This window comes from Avrilella dinanensis, assembly GCF_002807015.1.
GTDB lineage: Bacteria > Bacteroidota > Bacteroidia > Flavobacteriales > Flavobacteriaceae > Flavobacterium > Flavobacterium dinanensis.
The window spans coordinates 1,915,340-1,930,498 of record NZ_NIPO01000001.1; the positions used below are offsets into that span (position 1 = coordinate 1,915,340).

At 39.3% G+C, this 15,159-nt stretch carries 18 protein-coding genes; 10 read left to right on the forward strand and 8 right to left on the reverse strand.

What is annotated here, in order from left to right; genetic code table 11:
• Positions 1-3 precede the first annotated feature (3 nt).
• The 5 genes from CDL10_RS09160 to CDL10_RS09180 all read left to right on the forward strand — a co-directional run bounded on the left by CDL10_RS09160 (position 4) and on the right by CDL10_RS09180 (position 2,631).
• On the forward strand, positions 4-330 hold the full coding sequence (locus tag CDL10_RS09160; RefSeq protein ID WP_100678248.1) for a phosphoribosylpyrophosphate synthetase: 327 nt from the start codon (positions 4-6) through the stop codon (positions 328-330).
• Positions 331-473: 143 nt separating this feature from the next.
• Positions 474-803, forward strand: coding sequence for a MerR family transcriptional regulator (locus CDL10_RS09165; RefSeq protein ID WP_100678249.1), 330 nt, complete (start codon positions 474-476; stop codon positions 801-803).
• A gap of 9 nt (positions 804-812) precedes the next feature.
• Positions 813-1,397: a LemA family protein gene (locus tag CDL10_RS09170; RefSeq protein WP_100678250.1), complete on the forward strand. Its 585-nt coding sequence runs from the start codon at positions 813-815 to the stop codon at positions 1,395-1,397.
• A 19-nt stretch (positions 1,398-1,416) separates the two neighbouring features.
• The gene (locus CDL10_RS09175; protein WP_100678251.1) at positions 1,417-1,854 is read left to right on the forward strand and encodes a TPM domain-containing protein; all 438 of its coding nucleotides are present in this window, start codon (positions 1,417-1,419) and stop codon (positions 1,852-1,854) included.
• Complete coding sequence (locus tag CDL10_RS09180; protein ID WP_100678252.1) at positions 1,855-2,631, forward strand: TPM domain-containing protein; 777 nt, start codon at positions 1,855-1,857, stop codon at positions 2,629-2,631. It abuts the gene before it with no gap.
• A gap of 161 nt (positions 2,632-2,792) precedes the next feature.
• Here the strand turns inward: CDL10_RS09180 and pheS are convergent, their stop codons facing one another.
• The gene (gene pheS, locus CDL10_RS09185; RefSeq protein ID WP_100678253.1) at positions 2,793-3,812 is read right to left on the reverse strand and encodes a phenylalanine--tRNA ligase subunit alpha; all 1,020 of its coding nucleotides are present in this window, start codon (positions 3,810-3,812) and stop codon (positions 2,793-2,795) included.
• A 61-nt stretch (positions 3,813-3,873) separates the two neighbouring features.
• Positions 3,874-4,233 (reverse strand): hypothetical protein, encoded by a 360-nt coding sequence (locus CDL10_RS09190; RefSeq protein ID WP_100678254.1) that lies wholly within the window; start codon positions 4,231-4,233, stop codon positions 3,874-3,876.
• A 59-nt stretch (positions 4,234-4,292) separates the two neighbouring features.
• On the opposite strand from CDL10_RS09190, the gene CDL10_RS09195 reads away from it, so the two are divergent.
• The gene (locus tag CDL10_RS09195; RefSeq protein ID WP_100678255.1) at positions 4,293-4,856 is read left to right on the forward strand and encodes a CvpA family protein; all 564 of its coding nucleotides are present in this window, start codon (positions 4,293-4,295) and stop codon (positions 4,854-4,856) included.
• Between the two features lie 116 nt (positions 4,857-4,972).
• On the opposite strand, the gene CDL10_RS09200 is transcribed toward CDL10_RS09195, so the two are convergent.
• The 3 genes from CDL10_RS09200 to CDL10_RS09210 all read right to left on the reverse strand — a co-directional run bounded on the left by CDL10_RS09200 (position 4,973) and on the right by CDL10_RS09210 (position 8,746).
• Positions 4,973-5,959: a DUF4837 family protein gene (locus CDL10_RS09200; protein ID WP_100678256.1), complete on the reverse strand. Its 987-nt coding sequence runs from the start codon at positions 5,957-5,959 to the stop codon at positions 4,973-4,975.
• A gap of 122 nt (positions 5,960-6,081) precedes the next feature.
• Entirely contained in the window at positions 6,082-7,539 is a 1,458-nt protein-coding gene (locus CDL10_RS09205; protein ID WP_100678257.1) for a lytic transglycosylase domain-containing protein, read from the reverse strand.
• Between the two features lie 16 nt (positions 7,540-7,555).
• Positions 7,556-8,746 (reverse strand): phosphoglycerate kinase, encoded by a 1,191-nt coding sequence (locus CDL10_RS09210; protein ID WP_100678258.1) that lies wholly within the window; start codon positions 8,744-8,746, stop codon positions 7,556-7,558.
• A gap of 334 nt (positions 8,747-9,080) precedes the next feature.
• On the opposite strand from CDL10_RS09210, the gene CDL10_RS09215 reads away from it, so the two are divergent.
• Positions 9,081-10,214, forward strand: a complete 1,134-nt coding sequence (locus CDL10_RS09215) for a DNA polymerase III subunit (protein ID WP_100678259.1) — start codon at positions 9,081-9,083, stop codon at positions 10,212-10,214.
• 197 nt (positions 10,215-10,411) lie between these two features.
• On the opposite strand, the gene CDL10_RS09220 is transcribed toward CDL10_RS09215, so the two are convergent.
• Positions 10,412-10,744, reverse strand: a complete 333-nt coding sequence (locus CDL10_RS09220; protein ID WP_100678260.1) for a TM2 domain-containing protein — start codon at positions 10,742-10,744, stop codon at positions 10,412-10,414.
• Between the two features lie 38 nt (positions 10,745-10,782).
• Complete coding sequence (locus CDL10_RS09225) at positions 10,783-11,721, reverse strand: 2-hydroxyacid dehydrogenase (RefSeq protein WP_100678261.1); 939 nt, start codon at positions 11,719-11,721, stop codon at positions 10,783-10,785.
• Between the two features lie 197 nt (positions 11,722-11,918).
• Between CDL10_RS09225 and CDL10_RS09230 the strand changes: the two genes are divergently transcribed.
• Positions 11,919-12,350: a hypothetical protein gene (locus CDL10_RS09230; protein WP_133119482.1), complete on the forward strand. Its 432-nt coding sequence runs from the start codon at positions 11,919-11,921 to the stop codon at positions 12,348-12,350.
• Between the two features lie 2 nt (positions 12,351-12,352).
• Here CDL10_RS09230 and CDL10_RS09235 read toward each other — a convergent pair whose 3' ends face one another.
• On the reverse strand, positions 12,353-14,008 hold the full coding sequence (locus CDL10_RS09235; RefSeq protein WP_133119483.1) for a BamA/TamA family outer membrane protein: 1,656 nt from the start codon (positions 14,006-14,008) through the stop codon (positions 12,353-12,355).
• A gap of 160 nt (positions 14,009-14,168) precedes the next feature.
• Here CDL10_RS09235 and rpsL point away from each other — a divergent pair, with 160 nt between their 5' ends.
• Both rpsL and rpsG read left to right on the forward strand, forming a co-directional pair.
• A complete protein-coding gene (rpsL, locus tag CDL10_RS09240; protein ID WP_100678264.1) occupies positions 14,169-14,552 on the forward strand; it encodes a 30S ribosomal protein S12 in 384 nt (127 codons plus the stop codon).
• A 118-nt stretch (positions 14,553-14,670) separates the two neighbouring features.
• On the forward strand, positions 14,671-15,147 hold the full coding sequence (rpsG, locus tag CDL10_RS09245) for a 30S ribosomal protein S7 (protein WP_100678709.1): 477 nt from the start codon (positions 14,671-14,673) through the stop codon (positions 15,145-15,147).
• The last annotated feature ends 12 nt before the right edge of the window (positions 15,148-15,159 follow it).

Consider the following 15,159-nt stretch of genomic DNA (forward strand, 5'->3'; position numbering starts at 1 on the left):
ATTATGGAAAATGCAGCCTATTCTTACGAAACATTGAGCGAAGCCGTCAATGACTTACAAAAAAGAGGTTATACAACTGATTTTCTGATAAGCGAAGAAAAAGATTGTTTCTTATGTATGCAGGGAACGCTGGAGTTGTCGCCTGACGAGTTTTGCATTGACGAAGTGTACCGATTTGAAGGAATGACCGACCCGGGCGATGAAAGTATTTTATATGCTGTTTCTTCAGACAAACACAATCTCAAAGGATTAATCATTAACAGTTACGGAGCCGATTTCGGCTATCGTGCGTCTCAGTTGGTCAAAAAATTGAGAAAAAAAGGAGAGTAAATAAAAATTTAGTTTTTTGATTTTCAGACCTTCCGGATTAAAAAAGCTGGAAGGTCTTCGTGAAACAGAACTGCTCTTTTATGCGTTAAAAAATATTTTTGAAAAAATAAAAATTGTATCTTCGTTTAAATAAACAAAAATTCATGCAGATTGATTTGCCCGAGAAAAGGTATTACAGCATTGGAGAAGTCGCCAAAGCGTTTGAGGTAAATACTTCGCTTATTCGTTTTTGGGAGAAGGAATTTGATGTGCTTAAGCCTCGCAAAAATGCTAAGGGAAACCGAATGTTTACGCCCGAAGATATTAAAAATCTGCAACTGATTTTTCATTTAGTTAAAGAAAAAGGCTATACGCTCGACGGAGCTAAGGAGTATCTGAAACAAGCGAAAAAGAAACCGCTGAACACTACAGATATTATCCTTAAATTAGAAAACATAAAAAAAGAACTGATTAATATTAAAAACAACTTATAAAATTAAAGTATGAAAAAGTGGATTATTATTTTGTTGGTTATCATTGGACTGGGATCATTGTCAGGCTGTTCGTATAACACATTGGTAAATCTGGACGAAAATGTAAACCAATCATGGGCAAATGTAGAAACTGCCTACCAACGCCGTGCCGATTTGATACCGAATCTGGTCAAAACTGTTGAAGGAGCTGCCGATTTTGAACGTTCGACTTTGGAGGCCGTGATTAATGCACGAGCCAAAGCCACATCTATTCAAATTGACCCGTCAAATGTTACGCCGGAGCAGTTTGCACAATTTCAGGAAGCACAAGGCGAAGTAAGTAGTGCTTTGAGTCGCTTGCTGGTAACAGTTGAGCGTTATCCGGAATTAAAAACTAATCAGAATTTTCTGAAATTGCAGGACGAATTATCCAGTACAGAAAACCAGATTTTAACGGCACGTACGAGATTTAATGAAGCAGTACAAGGCTATAACGGAAAAGTAAGACGTTTCCCGAGTAATATTACTGCCAAGCTCTTCGGATTTGACCAAAAACCATATTTTGAGGCCAAAGAAGGTGCAGAAAATGCTCCGGAAGTAGAGTTTAATTTTTAAAATGTAACGGATTATACCCATGTCACTAACCGAAGATTTCCTTACCGACGACGAAGAACAAGCCGTGGTGGGAGCTATCCGGCAAGCCGAAGACCTGACCTCGGGAGAAATTCGTGTACACCTGGAAGCTCACACCGACTTGCTACCTTTGGAGCGGGCAAAAGAAGTGTTTGAACAATTGGATATGCACAAAACCGAAGCCCGAAATGGGGTGCTGTTTTATGTTGGCGTGGCAGACCACAGCTTTGTGGTACTGGGCGATGAAGGCATCAACCGTGTGGTGGCAGGAGATTTTTGGGAGTGTACCAAAGATTTGGTCATTACACATTTTAAACAAAAACAATATAAAAAAGGGCTGATTGCCGGAGTTTTGAATGCCGGCGAACAGCTCAAAAAATATTTTCCGGTATCGAAAAACGATATAGACGAACTACCCAACGAAATTTCTAAATCATAAATGCGTTTTTACAAACATTTTGTTTTTTCGGTTATTATATTGTTGACATTTGCTCACTCAGCATTTGCCCAGTTTGATATCCCGAAACTTCCGCCAAAAGCCCAGCAGAGCAGTGTGTATGATTATGCTCAGTTGCTTTCGGGCGAGCAAAAACGCAGTTTGGAGCAAAAATTACTCAACTATGCCGACAGCACTTCGACACAGATTGTTATTGCGATAGTACCGACTATTAAAGGAGAAAATATCGGGACACTCACGCCCAAGTGGGGGCACGAATGGGGCATAGGACAAGAAAAAGAAGATAACGGCGTATTTATCTTATTGGCATTGCAGGAACGGGAAATCTGGATATCGCCTGGTTATGGCTTGGAACATATCCTTACTGCCGGAATCAGTGGCGAAATTATTCGTAACGATATCCTTCCATATTTCAGAAACGGTGATTATTACGATGGTTTGCAATCCGGTACAGACGCTTTGATAGAGCTGTTTGCCGGGACTTATCAAAACAATCAAACCTATGCTCAGGAAGACTTTGGCTGGGGCTCATTTTTTATCCTTTTGATTTTTGTTATCGTTTTTCTGATTATCATGAGTAAGTTAGGAAAAGGCGGAGGTAAAGGTGGCAGTTACCGCAGAGATTGGGGCGGTCCGATAATCCTTTCTGGAGGTGGACGCAGCTCGTGGGGTGGCGGAAGTAGTTGGGGCGGTGGCGGCTTTGGAGGAGGTTTCGGAGGCGGAGGTTTTTCCGGAGGTGGAGCCGGCGGAAGTTGGTAAAGGTAATTAGACAGACAATTAGTGAAATAAGATAATGGGAGTAATTAATGTAATAAAGATTCTCTGTCAATAATAAACCTTACAATTTGACAGAAAAAATCCCGGAGAAAAGAAATCTTTTTCCCCCGGGATTTTTTTATGATTAATATTTTCTCAATAATCTAAAAATTCGCTTTAAACTGTTCCAGAAAGCGAATATCATTTTCATAAAACATTCTGATATCCCCGATTTGGTAAAGTAGCATAGCCATGCGTTCGATGCCCATTCCAAAAGCAAATCCAGAGTATTTGGCGGCATCAATTCCGTTGGCGGTCAGAACATTCGGGTCAACCATTCCGCAGCCCATGATTTCCAACCAGCCGGTTCCTTTTGTGATGCGGTAATCGGTTTCTGTTTTCAATCCCCAATATACATCAACTTCTGCACTCGGCTCGGTAAACGGGAAATAAGACGGTCTGAGACGTATTTCCGATTTGCCGAACATCTCTTTGGTAAAATGCAACAAGGTTTGTTTCAGGTCGGCAAAAGATACTTCTTTGTCGATATATAAACCTTCTACCTGATGAAAAATACAGTGCGAACGAGCCGAAATAGCTTCATTTCTGAACACACGTCCGGGCGAAATCGTCCGTATCGGCGGTTGGTTGTTTTCCATATATCTCGACTGCACCGATGAGGTATGCGTACGCAACAAGTGCTGAGGATTCATTTCCACAAAAAAGGTGTCCTGCATATCTCTTGCCGGGTGGTGTTCCGGAAAGTTGAGTGCTTCGAAGTTATGCCAATCGTCTTCAATTTCTGGTCCCTCGGAAACATTAAATCCGATACCGGAAAATATATCAATAACTTGGTTTTTGACCAAGGTAATAGGGTGGTGGCTGCCGATATTTACCGGAAAGCCAGGACGAGTCAAATCATCATGCAGGTTTGATACAGATTCTTTTTCCTCTAAAAAATCCTGAATGGTCTTAATTTTTTCTTCTACGGTGTTTTTCAACGTATTGACAACTTGTCCGTAGGCTTTTTTATGTTCGTTAGGCACACTTTTGAATTCAGCAAACAGCTCGTTCAAAATACCTTTTTTAGATAAAAATTTGATGCGGTATGCTTCTAAGGCTTCCTTGCTTTCGGCAGAGAAAGCCTTGGCTTCTTCTATCAGTTTTTCTATTCGTTCAGTCATCTGTTGGTCGTGTAATTGGGAGGCAAATTTACAGTTTTTTGTCGAAATAAACCGCTTTCAGTCAGACTTTAATATATCCGCTTTCGATGAAATAATGAACAATCGCTTCTTTCATCAACACAGATTGTTCGCCGGCTTTGAGTGGCGGAAGTTCTTCTTTCACAGTGTAGTGTGGCCAGCCATCGTCGTCGAAATGAGAAAATTCGTAGTAGCCATAAGGCTCGAGTAGCCGGCAGATAGCAATATGCATCAGATTGACTTTGTCGTCTTTCTTGAATTTCTTTTTGAAATTTCCGAGTTCTTGCACTCCGATGAGGTATATAATTCCTTCGAGGTCAATCATTTCGCCATCGCCGAATTGTTGCGATATCTTTTGACTGACCATTTCCCATTGTTCTTTTAACTTCTCGTCTCTTGCCATTGTTGTTGTGTTCAAGGTACAAAGATAGTCGATTTTTAAAAATATTTTTTTGCCGTAATATGAATTATTTTTTTCAGATATTTACGCACATGAATATTCTCGATGTTTTTATTGGTTTATATCTCGCATGGAATCTCTATCAGGGATTTAGCAGAGGTTTTGTCGCGTCGGTAGCGTCTTTGCTCGGATTGATTGCCGGGCTGTACTGCTCACTTCGGTTTTCGGATTGGGTGGGTAGTCAATTATTCAGTCATTCTGATATAGATGAAGGAATGATAGCTTTGCTGTCGTTTGTGATTACCTTTGTTGGTGTGTTGGTGGCGGTTTATTTCATCGGGAAATTTACCACCAGATTAATCAAAACGCTACATTTAGGATTGTTGAATAAAATTGCCGGAGCTTTGTTCAGTGGACTGAAATCGATATTAATTATGAGCGTATTGTTTGGCTTTTTCCGGAATATTAACCATAATAATTGGATTGTGCCCGAAGAAAAAATGAATGAATCAATATTGTATAGTACCGTTAATAATCTGGCAGAGTGGGTTTTTCCAAGATTGACCGTTTTTTATCATGCTTTTCTGGAGGAATATTTGCCAGATTCTGAGGAGTCAGCGAATTAGGGGATAAAACCGCAAAGCTTACAAAGGAAAATTTTATGATATTGTCATTCTAAATAAATCAGTTGTCAATCTTGTCATGTTGATGAAGGAAGTATCTCAGTACCCAACTTTTTCCCTCACTCATAAAAATTAATCGACTTGATAATCGCTTCTAATTCAAGTAATTGATTCCTTTTGTTTTGGAAAGAATTGTTCACAAATCCGTCCAGAAATAAATATCTTCCGTAATAATCATCTTTGATAACCAGCGAAATAAAAGGACCGGTCATGAAATCGTTCTCCATAGCCCATTTTCCACGGATTTCTACCGCGGGTAATTTCTTCTGATTTCTCATATACACGACCGGAACGAAGTTATAATCGGTATAAATATACGAATCGGGTTGGTTACCGTAGATGTATTGCTCAATAATCAAATCCCGCATTTCAAGAATTTCATTAATATTATGGTTGATTTCCACATGATTTTCCGGAATAGCAACTTCATAAATCAGCAAGTTGACGTCGCCGGAGTGTAAATCTTTCTGAAACCAGACAATCTCATTTTTGATATTTTCTTTAACCTGATAGGTTTCGGGCACTTTGATGGTCATGGCAAACCATTCTTTGACTGAATCAATCGCCTGTAGCGGATTTTTGGCAATAAAAAGCTGCTGTTCATTCAGTTCCGTCTGTTTAAAAGTTTTGATAATAGAATCTGCCTGAGAAATAAACGTTTTGGTCATTTCTTCCGGATTTTTTCCCCGGATAAAAAAGAAATTCTGCGGAGTGGCATACAGACTTTTTTTCAGCACAAACTGATGTGATTCATTTTCCGAAAACAAAATGATATTCCGCGACATTTTCGCTCGACGTCCGAAGTTTTTCGGAGAATATTGTGCCAAATCAAAAATAGGTTCCGGAGCAGAAATTTCCGCGATAGGTGCAGCAAGTACCTTCCTGATACTGTCGCCGGTAGCTCCGTTCCACAAGCTATCTTCAATCACGATTGTGACCTCGTTTATCGCACCGGAAGACGGGTCTATCTTACCGATTTGTATTTCCTTTTTTCTGCAGGCTGTGAGCAGGAAAATAAAGATAAGTATGTATCCGAAATTCCTCACGTTATATTGAGTTTGTTTAAAGTTGTAATTTCACGTCCGAAATTCCAAATTATTCAATTTTTTTTAAGCTTTCAATACTCAGTCCAACTTTGACTTTTTCTAACTTTATAAACTTTAAACAATCATATTTTTAGTTTCATTCCTGGACGGATTGACTTGGCGTTTTTGATATTATTTTTTTTCATCAGCTGGGCAACCGATACGTTGCGGTGTTTTTTGGCAATAGAAGATAATGTATCTCCTCTTCGTACGGTATAATATCTGTTGGAGGAAGTCGAAGCAACTTGTGTTCCGCTGACTTTTAGCTTTTTGCCGGCAACGATAGTATTTCCTCTTATGCCGTTTAGTTTTTTGAGCTGAGTCACAGACATGCCGTATTTTTGAGCAATTTTGCCTAAACTTTCCCCTCGTCTAATTGTATGATAGCGATTCGATGAAGACGTGCTTGCAATAGCATTCGATTCCTCTATCAGCTGCTCGATAGGTGATTCTTTGCTGAACGTTTTTTCATAAGCGAAATAGTCGTATATCTTTTCTTCATTAGCAGTAAAAACCGCGATTTTGTCCAATGGTAATCTCAGGCTGAACTGTTTGCCTTGATAATAAGGAATAATATCTGATTTGTAGGCAGGATTAAGCAGTTGCAACTCCTCGATATTCATATCCAGTAGCTTAGCAATCGCGTCGAATTTCATAGACTCTTTAACCATAACCGTGTCGGTTTGCACATACGGAATGTTTGCACGCATCGGAATAATGTTGTGGTCTTTGTGGTATTCATAAATATACATAGTCGCCAGAAAGGCAGGAACATATCCTTGTGTTTCCCGGGGCATATAACTCCGTATTTCCCAATAGTTGGTTTTGCCGCCCGAACGTCTGATAGCCTTCGATACATTGCCCGGACCATAATTATATGATGCCAGAGCCAGCTCCCAGTTGCCAAATAAGTTGTATAATTCGGACAAATATTGCACTGCTGCTTCAGTGGATTTAATAGGGTCAGACCGTTCGTCAACAAAAGTGTTTACGTCCAGTCCGTATTGTTTTCCGGTTGGGTACATAAACTGCCACAAACCAGTTGCGCCAACTCGCGAACGAGCCTTTGGGTTCAGTGCCGATTCGACAATCGCTAGGTATTTCAGTTCCATTGGCAAGTTATGTTGGGCAAGTTTTTCCTCAAACATCGGAAAGTAGTATTCAGACAACGCCATTAGCCTTTCGTATGACCTCGATCGATTTTTGATAAATTTTTTGATAACCTTTTCCAATGATTCAGAATATTCTATCTGAAAGGCAGATTTAGCGTTAAGCTCGTTGAGTCTTTTGACCAAAGTATCTTTCGGAATGTAAAAATCTACTTCGTCCTGATAGGAAATTCTTTCCACGTCACTTTCCATCTCAGCAAACAGTTCGCTGTTAAGCAATTCTGTCAGCCATTTTTTATCAACTCTCTGTGCTGCAGTATATTTGTCAAACGTACCTTTGATGGAATCTAAATATTGCTCCGGACTTTTTTGCTGGGCAAACATAGCCAGGCTGAAAAACGAAACAACAAAAGCCAGGGATAATTTTTTCATCGTTCTGGGGTTTAATTTATTTTGAAATAGCGGCGATTCCGGGTAAGGTTTTTCCTTCCAGCATTTCCAGCATTGCACCGCCGCCGGTAGATACATAGCTCATCTGATCTTCTAACCCGAATTGTTTCACGGCAGCCACCGAGTCGCCGCCGCCAACTAATGAGAAAGCACCTTTTTTTGTCGCTTCGGCAATAAAATCGCCTAAAGTGATGGTGCCTTGTGCAAACTTTTCCATCTCAAACACGCCTAATGGTCCATTCCAGAGAATAGTTTTGGCATTGAGGATTACAGGCTTAAATTCTTCCAGTGTTTTCGGACCCACGTCCAGTCCTTGCCAGCCAGCCGGAATATTATCGGCATCAACGGTTTGTGTGTTGGCATTATTGTCGAAAGCGTCGGCAGCAATAACGTCAACCGGAATGTGAATCTGAACATTTTTTTCTTTGGCTTTTTTTAGAATTTCCAATGCCAAATCCAGCTTGTCGTCTTCCACAATTGAGTTTCCGATATGTCCGCCCTGTGCTTTGATAAAGGTAAACATCATACCGCCACCGATAATCATGTGGTCGATTTTATCCAGAATATTTTCGATAATCGTTATTTTGGAAGAAACTTTTGAACCGCCCAAAACTGCGACCACAGGTTTTTGCGAATCGTTCAATACTTTGTCGATACTTTCAATTTCTTTGGCGAGCAAATAACCGAAACATTTATTTTCCGGAAAAAAATCAGCGATGATGGCTGTTGAAGCATGAGCCCGATGTGCAGTTCCGAATGCATCGTTTACATATATATCGCCCAGTTTGGCTATTTTTTCAGCGAAAGATTTATCGCCGGCTTCTTCCTCTTTGTAAAAACGTAAGTTTTCCAGTAGGATTATGTCGCCGGGTTGTGCATTGGCTACTGTTTTTTCAACTTCCGAACCTATAGAATCACTGACAAAAGTTATTTTTTTGCCTAAGACTTCTTCTGCTTTCGACACGATATGCTTTAAAGAGAATTGGTCTTCCGGACCGTTTTTAGGACGGCCGAGGTGCGACATTAAAATCGCTACGCCACCATCATTCACAATTTTGTCGATAGTTGGCTTGGCGGCTGTAATACGATTGTCGTCAGTTACCTGAAACTGCTCGTTTAAAGGTACGTTAAAATCTACACGAATAATAGCCTTTTTATTGCTGAAATTGAAATCACTGATTGTTTTCATTGTTGTTTTTGATGTGGTTGAAATACTCTTAATATGCAAATATACAATTTATTGGCTATTAGTTTTTTGTTTGGAAATTTTTATGATTTTTTTCAGATAAGTTGCTAAAAGGCATCAGGCAATGGCTAAGAGGCAAAAGTAAAGAACCAAAAGCTAATAGAAGTTTTGTCATTCTGTGTCATTCCGAGGAATCTCAAAAAAAGATGTTTCGGCAAGCTCAACATAACAATTCGCAAATTCGCCCATTCGCAAATTGACACATTAGCTGAAAACCTATAGGCAGATTTTACTTTCATAACTTTCAACTTCATAACTTTTACCTTATTTTTGCCTTATGAACTTTTCTGATATAATAGGGCAGGAGTCCGTAAAGAAACATCTGATAAAAACCGCTCAGGAAGGAAGGATTCCTCATGCTCAGTTATTTGTCGGGCCGGAGGGCAGCGGCACTTTGCCAATGGCGATTGCCTATGCTCAATATGTGGTTTGCCAAAATACAACCGAAGATAATGAAGGAGGCAACGCAAGCTGTAACCTGAAATTTAACAAACTACAGCACCCCGATTTGCATTTCGTTTTTCCGGTTAATGCTGCCGATAAAAAAACGTCTGATAATTTTTGGGACGATTGGGCAAAGTTTATTCTCGAAATGCCCTACGGAAGTTTGTCGGCGTGGTATAACCAAATCGGACTGACGCAGAAACAGGGATTAATCAGCGTGCATGAAACGACAAGTATAGCACGCAAACTGGCATTGAAATCTGTGGAAGGTGGATATAAAGTAATGATTATTTGGATGGCGGAAAGAATGAATACCGAAGCTGCCAACAAGATTCTGAAATTGCTCGAAGAACCACCTCAGAAAACATTGTTTATTTTAATTGCCGAAGACGAAAAACAGCTTTTGCAAACGATTACTTCCAGATGTCAGCTAATTCGTTTTGCTCCTTTGTCGGAGACGGATATTCAGAAAGCTCTCGAAGCCAAGGGCTGTGATACCTCTGAAGCGATGATGATTGCCAAACAGTCTAACGGAAGTCTGCACAAAGCATTGAGCATATTAGCCGCTGATGATGCCGAGATGCCTTTTGAAAAATGGTTTGTTCAGTGGGTTCGCCAGGCCTTTCTGGTTAAAAAGAAAACCAAAGTTGTAGTAGATTTGCTGAATTGGAGTGAGGAATTAGCAGGAATTGGAAGAGAAAATCAAAAACGATTTTTGCAGTATTGCATTGAAATGTTCCGGCAGGCTTTTATGCTGAATTATGGCGTGAACGATTTGGTTTATATCCAAACGAAAGAAGAAAATTTTGACCTGAGTAAGTTTGCCCCGTTCGTTAATCCGGCGAATATATTTGAGATTTTTGACGCGCTTTCTGAAGCGTACTATCATATTGAACGTAATGGTAATCCTAAAATGATTTTCGGAGATTTGAGTCTGCAATTAACTAAGTTGATTCACAAAAAGTAAATAGGCAAAAGCGATTAGTTAAATAGTCAGCAATAGCATGTTTAAGTTTTCTTTAATTTGATTTATAAAACCGAAAAGTCCCACCGGGACAATTGTTCATAGAATTAGCAAATAAGCAAATTATCTAAAAACATCATTTTCTATGAACAGAATGCTCCTCGGAATATAATCAGAAAAAGGTTAAATGATTTCAGTTCCTAAAACCACGCTTTTTTGTTCTTCATATAAGTGTTGTAAAAATCGTCATCAGTTTTTGTAAGATAAATGATTCCTTCAACCAAACCGATAACCGTTGTAGCTAACAAAATAAAATAGCCAATAATAAAACATGCAGTAGCATAACCTATTATTGTGGCAATCAGTAAAATAATGCCTTCGTTGTTATAGCCCAATACAAATTTGTGTACACCCAAACTACCGAAAATAATTCCTAATATTCCGGCTAAAACTTTCTTGCTGTTGGCTTCCTGCAAATAGTTAGGATTTTGGTTGTTAGGTCGAGTTTGGTAATTGCTTTGTTGATTTTCCATAATTTATTGTCAGATTTGTTTGTTGTAAAAATAAAAAATTATTTGAAATGAGCGACAATTTTATTGACAATTGTCTGAGCAAGTTTTTCTTTACTTTCGACAGTCCACCCGGCGATGTGGGGCGACAGCAAAACATTGTCGGCATTGATGAGATATTGAAAGGCTTCGGGAAGTTCATTGTCGGCAAACATATTTTCGAAAGATGATTTTTCATATTCCAGTACGTCTAACCCCGCTCCGAGAATTTTCCCGGATTTCAGTCCGTTGACCAAATCGAAGGTATTTACCGATTTTCCTCTCGCTGTATTAATCAGCCAGAAAGGTTTACGGCAGTTGTCGATAAACTGTTGGTCAATCAGATGAAAAGTTTTGGGAGTTTGCGGTGTGTGCAAACTGATAATATCTGCCTTGTGTTGAAGTTCTTCCAAGCTGACTTGCCGGGCATTTTCATCACTCAACTCTGGTATAATATCATGAAAAATTACTTCACAGTCAAAACCTTTCAGCCGTTGGGCAAAACCTTTTCCCATATTTCCGTAACCGATAAGCCCAACGGTTTTTCCTTCGATTTCGATACCGCGGTTTTCTTCACGTTTCCAGATGCCGTTTCGTACTTCTCGGTCAACCTGTTTCAGCTTATTCATCAGGCTAAGCAGCATGCCCATAGCGTGTTCGGCAACGGCTGTGCGGTTTCCTTCGGGGGCGGCAATCAGCTGTATATTTTTTTGTCGGGCATATTCACAATCAATGTTTTCCAGTCCGGCACCCACGCGGGCGATGAATTTCAGTTGAGTGGCAGCATCGAGAAATGTCCGGTCAATTGCGAACCGGCTGCGGATAACAATACCGTCGTAATGATTAATTTTTTGCTCGATTTCTTCTTTGCCGGAAATGTAATCTTCTTCATTTACAAATCCAGCCTGATTGAGTTGGTCGAGTAACAAAGCGTGGTTACGGTCGATATGGAGTATTTTCATATTTCTGTATGATTAGAAGAAAGACAAAGTTACAGCTATTTTAAAAATAGATAAAGAATAAAAAACTTTCTGATAAAAGGTTTAAGTCGATTATCCACTATTTAATTTTTCATTCGATATAGAACCTATTGATGTTTAGTGTGTTAAAAATGGTTATATTCATTTATTTTTTTATCTTTGAAAGAAATCAGAATATTATGAGAGCAATTGTATTAACTTTTTTGTCAGTTTTTTTGTTTGCATCATGTGATTGTAACGATGATGACTTGGGTCAGGTAACTACTGATTTAATTGCAAAGGGAACATTAAATGGTTCTGAAGGTGTGGAATCACAGACTTCTGTTTTTCAAAACCAAGATAATTGGGGAGACTTTCTTGATGAAATGGAATCTCAGTTACATAACTTTACCACCACTACTGTGGACTTTGATACCCGTCAGGCGATTGCTGTTGTGGCTGAAGTGCAGACTTCCGGTAGCGAAGTAACCATTTTGTCAATAGAAGAAACTGCAAGTAATATTGTGGTAAATTATGAGATTGTTTTAGATGCAACAACGGTTATTTCCCAGCCTTATCACGTAGTAAGCATGCCGAAAAGCAGTAAACAGGTCGTTTTTGTAGAGCAATAGTTTCAGAAACGGGTTTTATAACTCAGGTGTACGATAGAATTCGAGAGTTTGAAAGCACTTTCGGGTTGTATGCCGTTGGCATAAATCAGATTGAATAATCCGCCTGGGGTATTGATGCCGATACCAAGTCCGAAACTATAAAGCAAGCCGTTGAAATCTGCCATCGGGTCGTTGTAGTAGGCAAAATCCGTGATGGTGTGGGCATAAATCTGTCCGGTCAGTAAATAACGATATTCGGTGTAGATTCCGCCTAATAAATTCGTAGTGAGATTATTTTCAGCAAAACCACGAATGGAGTGAATGCCACCAAAACGATACAGTTCATTATAGAGATATTCATCACTTTGCAGGTAATAAATCTCTGATTTCAACAAAATATTATTCCTTTGATTGAGGTCTAAAATATGCTGAGCATTCAATTGAACAAAATACTGCCCGGCGTTGGACTGGGTATCTGTTTGCCGGTTTCCTATTCCGGAAACAAACCGGATTTCTGTCTTGAGCGGAAATAAAAAGTGATTGCGGTAATGATGAAACTGATAATTCAGCGTGACAAACCTGTTGGTGTAGTTTTCGGCTGCATAGAGATTTTGTTCGCCCACCACTGATGATGTACTCTGATAACCCACCCCGATTTTGTTCCGATAATTTATATGGTACAAAGCCGCAATATTGAGTTTGGTGTTTTGTTGTGTGCTGTCTTGTCTGAAAATTTCCATACCGGCATCTATCCCTAAAGAAGATTTGAACATATACGGAACCGAAATATCAGCTTTGAAAGTAGATTGTTGGTTGCCGTCGCTTTTCCAATAAATGTTAAAACGCTCGCCCCAGTTCAGTATGTTGTTCAGTTCGATATCGGCATTACCGTTAAAACGCACTTTTTCTTCTTCGTCGGTAGCAAAACCGATGATTCCTTCCAATCGGTTGTTTCCTGCTTTTTCCAGATATAAATAAAGAGCAGTCTGGTCTTCCATAAACAAAATTTCGGCAGGTTTTTGCGTTCGTACAAAATGATATTGCTCAATCATTTCATTCACAGCGTTCAGGTTTTCGGAAGAAACCGGCTTGCCCAAAAATCTTTTTTCTAATTGTTTCCGGTAGCCGTTCGGGAATTTTTCATAAGGTTGTATCGTGATAGCATCGAGTGTCCGAGGGTTGTTCATCGTAATGTCTAAATCAAAAGCTATAGTGTCGTTGGAAATCTGTTGATTGCTCAACTGAAATTCTGTCATCGGGTAACCTTTGGATTCAAACAGATGTAACCATTTCTGTAAATAATTTTCCGTTTCGGGATAAGGAACAAGCAGCGATTTTTCGTTAGCCATAATCTGAGCAGCATCGTCAGAGAGATTTTGCAGAGAGATTTTGGTATATCTGATGGGGTTGCCCAAATCTACATGTAACAGATAAAGACTGTCGTTGGCTTTTTCGAGCCGGCTGCGATGAGAAAGATAACCTTGTTGCGTGAGAAAATCAGAAGTTTGCTGTGCATATTCTGTTATGCCTTTGGCATTGGAAAAAGATTTTTCGGTTTTATAACTTTCCGGAATATCGTTTTTTTCGGGAGTAAAAATCGTCTGCAAACTCAGGTTGTGCTGAGCAAAACCCACCAACGAAGCGAAAAACAGCAACCCGAAAACAAACAAATTTTTCATATCAGCAAATTTGAAACAAACCATGCAGATGAGCAAATAAAACGATATAATTTTGAAAATAAATCAATTGTGTTTGGTTTGAGAAAAATTATTTATATATTTGCGTCCCCAAAAAAAATGTTTGGGAAGGTGAAAATATTTAAAAATTTTATTAAACATTATGCCAACAATTCAACAATTAGTAAGAAAAGGAAGAACTCGATTGACTAAGAAGAGTAAATCGATGGCTTTGGATTCTTGTCCTCAACGTAGAGGGGTTTGTACACGTGTTTACACGACTACACCAAAAAAACCAAACTCGGCAATGCGTAAAGTTGCTCGTGTTCGTTTGACAAATGGTAAAGAAGTGAACGCATACATCCCTGGAGAAGGACATAATCTTCAAGAGCACTCGATAGTATTAGTCAGAGGCGGAAGGGTAAAAGATTTGCCAGGGGTTAGATACCACATCGTTCGTGGTGCTTTGGATACTGCCGGAGTAAGCGGTAGAACACAAAGAAGATCTAAGTACGGAGCAAAACGCCCAAAAGAAGCTAAAAAGTAATTTAATTTAAGTCGAAAAGTGGGAAGTAAAAAGTCGAAAAGATTGATGTGTCTGTTAATGTCACAAAAGCTTTGAACTTGAAATCTTAAACTTGAAACTTTTAAAAGAAACAGAAGAAATGAGAAAAAAACAGGCAAAAAAGAGACCTCTTTTACCGGATCCGAAGTTTAACGATCAATTGGTTACGCGTTTTGTGAATAACCTAATGTGGGACGGTAAAAAGTCAGTAGCTTTCAAAGTGTTTTATGATGCTTTGGAGATCGTTGAAGAGAAAAAACAAGATGAAGAAAAAACTGCTCTTGAAATTTGGAAAGACGCTTTAACTAACGTGATGCCTCATGTAGAGGTGCGTTCACGTCGTGTAGGTGGAGCTTCATTTCAGATTCCGATGCAAATTCGTCCAGACAGAAAAATCTCTATGGCAATGAAGTGGATGATTCTTTATGCGAGAAAGAGAAATGAGAAATCAATGGCAGCTAAATTAGCAGCTGAAGTTTTGGCGGCTTCCAAAGAAGAAGGCGCTGCGGTTAAAAAACGTGTAGATACTCATAGAATGGCTGAGGCTAACAAAGCTTTCTCACATTTTAGATTCTAAAACAGATAAAAC

Excerpts from the sequence above, each read along its gene's own strand:
- CDL10_RS09190 (WP_100678254.1), bottom strand. The coding sequence starts at position 4,233 with ATGGCAAGAGACGAGAAGTTAAAAGAACAATGGGAAATGGTCAGTCAA.
- CDL10_RS09170 (WP_100678250.1), top strand. The coding sequence starts at position 813 with ATGAAAAAGTGGATTATTATTTTGTTGGTTATCATTGGACTGGGATCA.
- CDL10_RS09205 (WP_100678257.1), bottom strand. The coding sequence starts at position 7,539 with ATGAAAAAATTATCCCTGGCTTTTGTTGTTTCGTTTTTCAGCCTGGCT.
- CDL10_RS09165 (WP_100678249.1), top strand. The coding sequence starts at position 474 with ATGCAGATTGATTTGCCCGAGAAAAGGTATTACAGCATTGGAGAAGTC.
- CDL10_RS09175 (WP_100678251.1), top strand. The coding sequence starts at position 1,417 with ATGTCACTAACCGAAGATTTCCTTACCGACGACGAAGAACAAGCCGTG.
- CDL10_RS09180 (WP_100678252.1), top strand. The coding sequence starts at position 1,855 with ATGCGTTTTTACAAACATTTTGTTTTTTCGGTTATTATATTGTTGACA.
- rpsL (WP_100678264.1), top strand. The coding sequence starts at position 14,169 with ATGCCAACAATTCAACAATTAGTAAGAAAAGGAAGAACTCGATTGACT.
- CDL10_RS09195 (WP_100678255.1), top strand. The coding sequence starts at position 4,293 with ATGAATTATTTTTTTCAGATATTTACGCACATGAATATTCTCGATGTT.
- CDL10_RS09230 (WP_133119482.1), top strand. The coding sequence starts at position 11,919 with ATGAGAGCAATTGTATTAACTTTTTTGTCAGTTTTTTTGTTTGCATCA.
- pheS (WP_100678253.1), bottom strand. The coding sequence starts at position 3,812 with ATGACTGAACGAATAGAAAAACTGATAGAAGAAGCCAAGGCTTTCTCT.
- rpsG (WP_100678709.1), top strand. The coding sequence starts at position 14,671 with ATGAGAAAAAAACAGGCAAAAAAGAGACCTCTTTTACCGGATCCGAAG.
- CDL10_RS09215 (WP_100678259.1), top strand. The coding sequence starts at position 9,081 with ATGAACTTTTCTGATATAATAGGGCAGGAGTCCGTAAAGAAACATCTG.
- CDL10_RS09220 (WP_100678260.1), bottom strand. The coding sequence starts at position 10,744 with ATGGAAAATCAACAAAGCAATTACCAAACTCGACCTAACAACCAAAAT.
- CDL10_RS09225 (WP_100678261.1), bottom strand. The coding sequence starts at position 11,721 with ATGAAAATACTCCATATCGACCGTAACCACGCTTTGTTACTCGACCAA.
- CDL10_RS09160 (WP_100678248.1), top strand. The coding sequence starts at position 4 with ATGGAAAATGCAGCCTATTCTTACGAAACATTGAGCGAAGCCGTCAAT.
- CDL10_RS09235 (WP_133119483.1), bottom strand. The coding sequence starts at position 14,008 with ATGAAAAATTTGTTTGTTTTCGGGTTGCTGTTTTTCGCTTCGTTGGTG.
- CDL10_RS09210 (WP_100678258.1), bottom strand. The coding sequence starts at position 8,746 with ATGAAAACAATCAGTGATTTCAATTTCAGCAATAAAAAGGCTATTATT.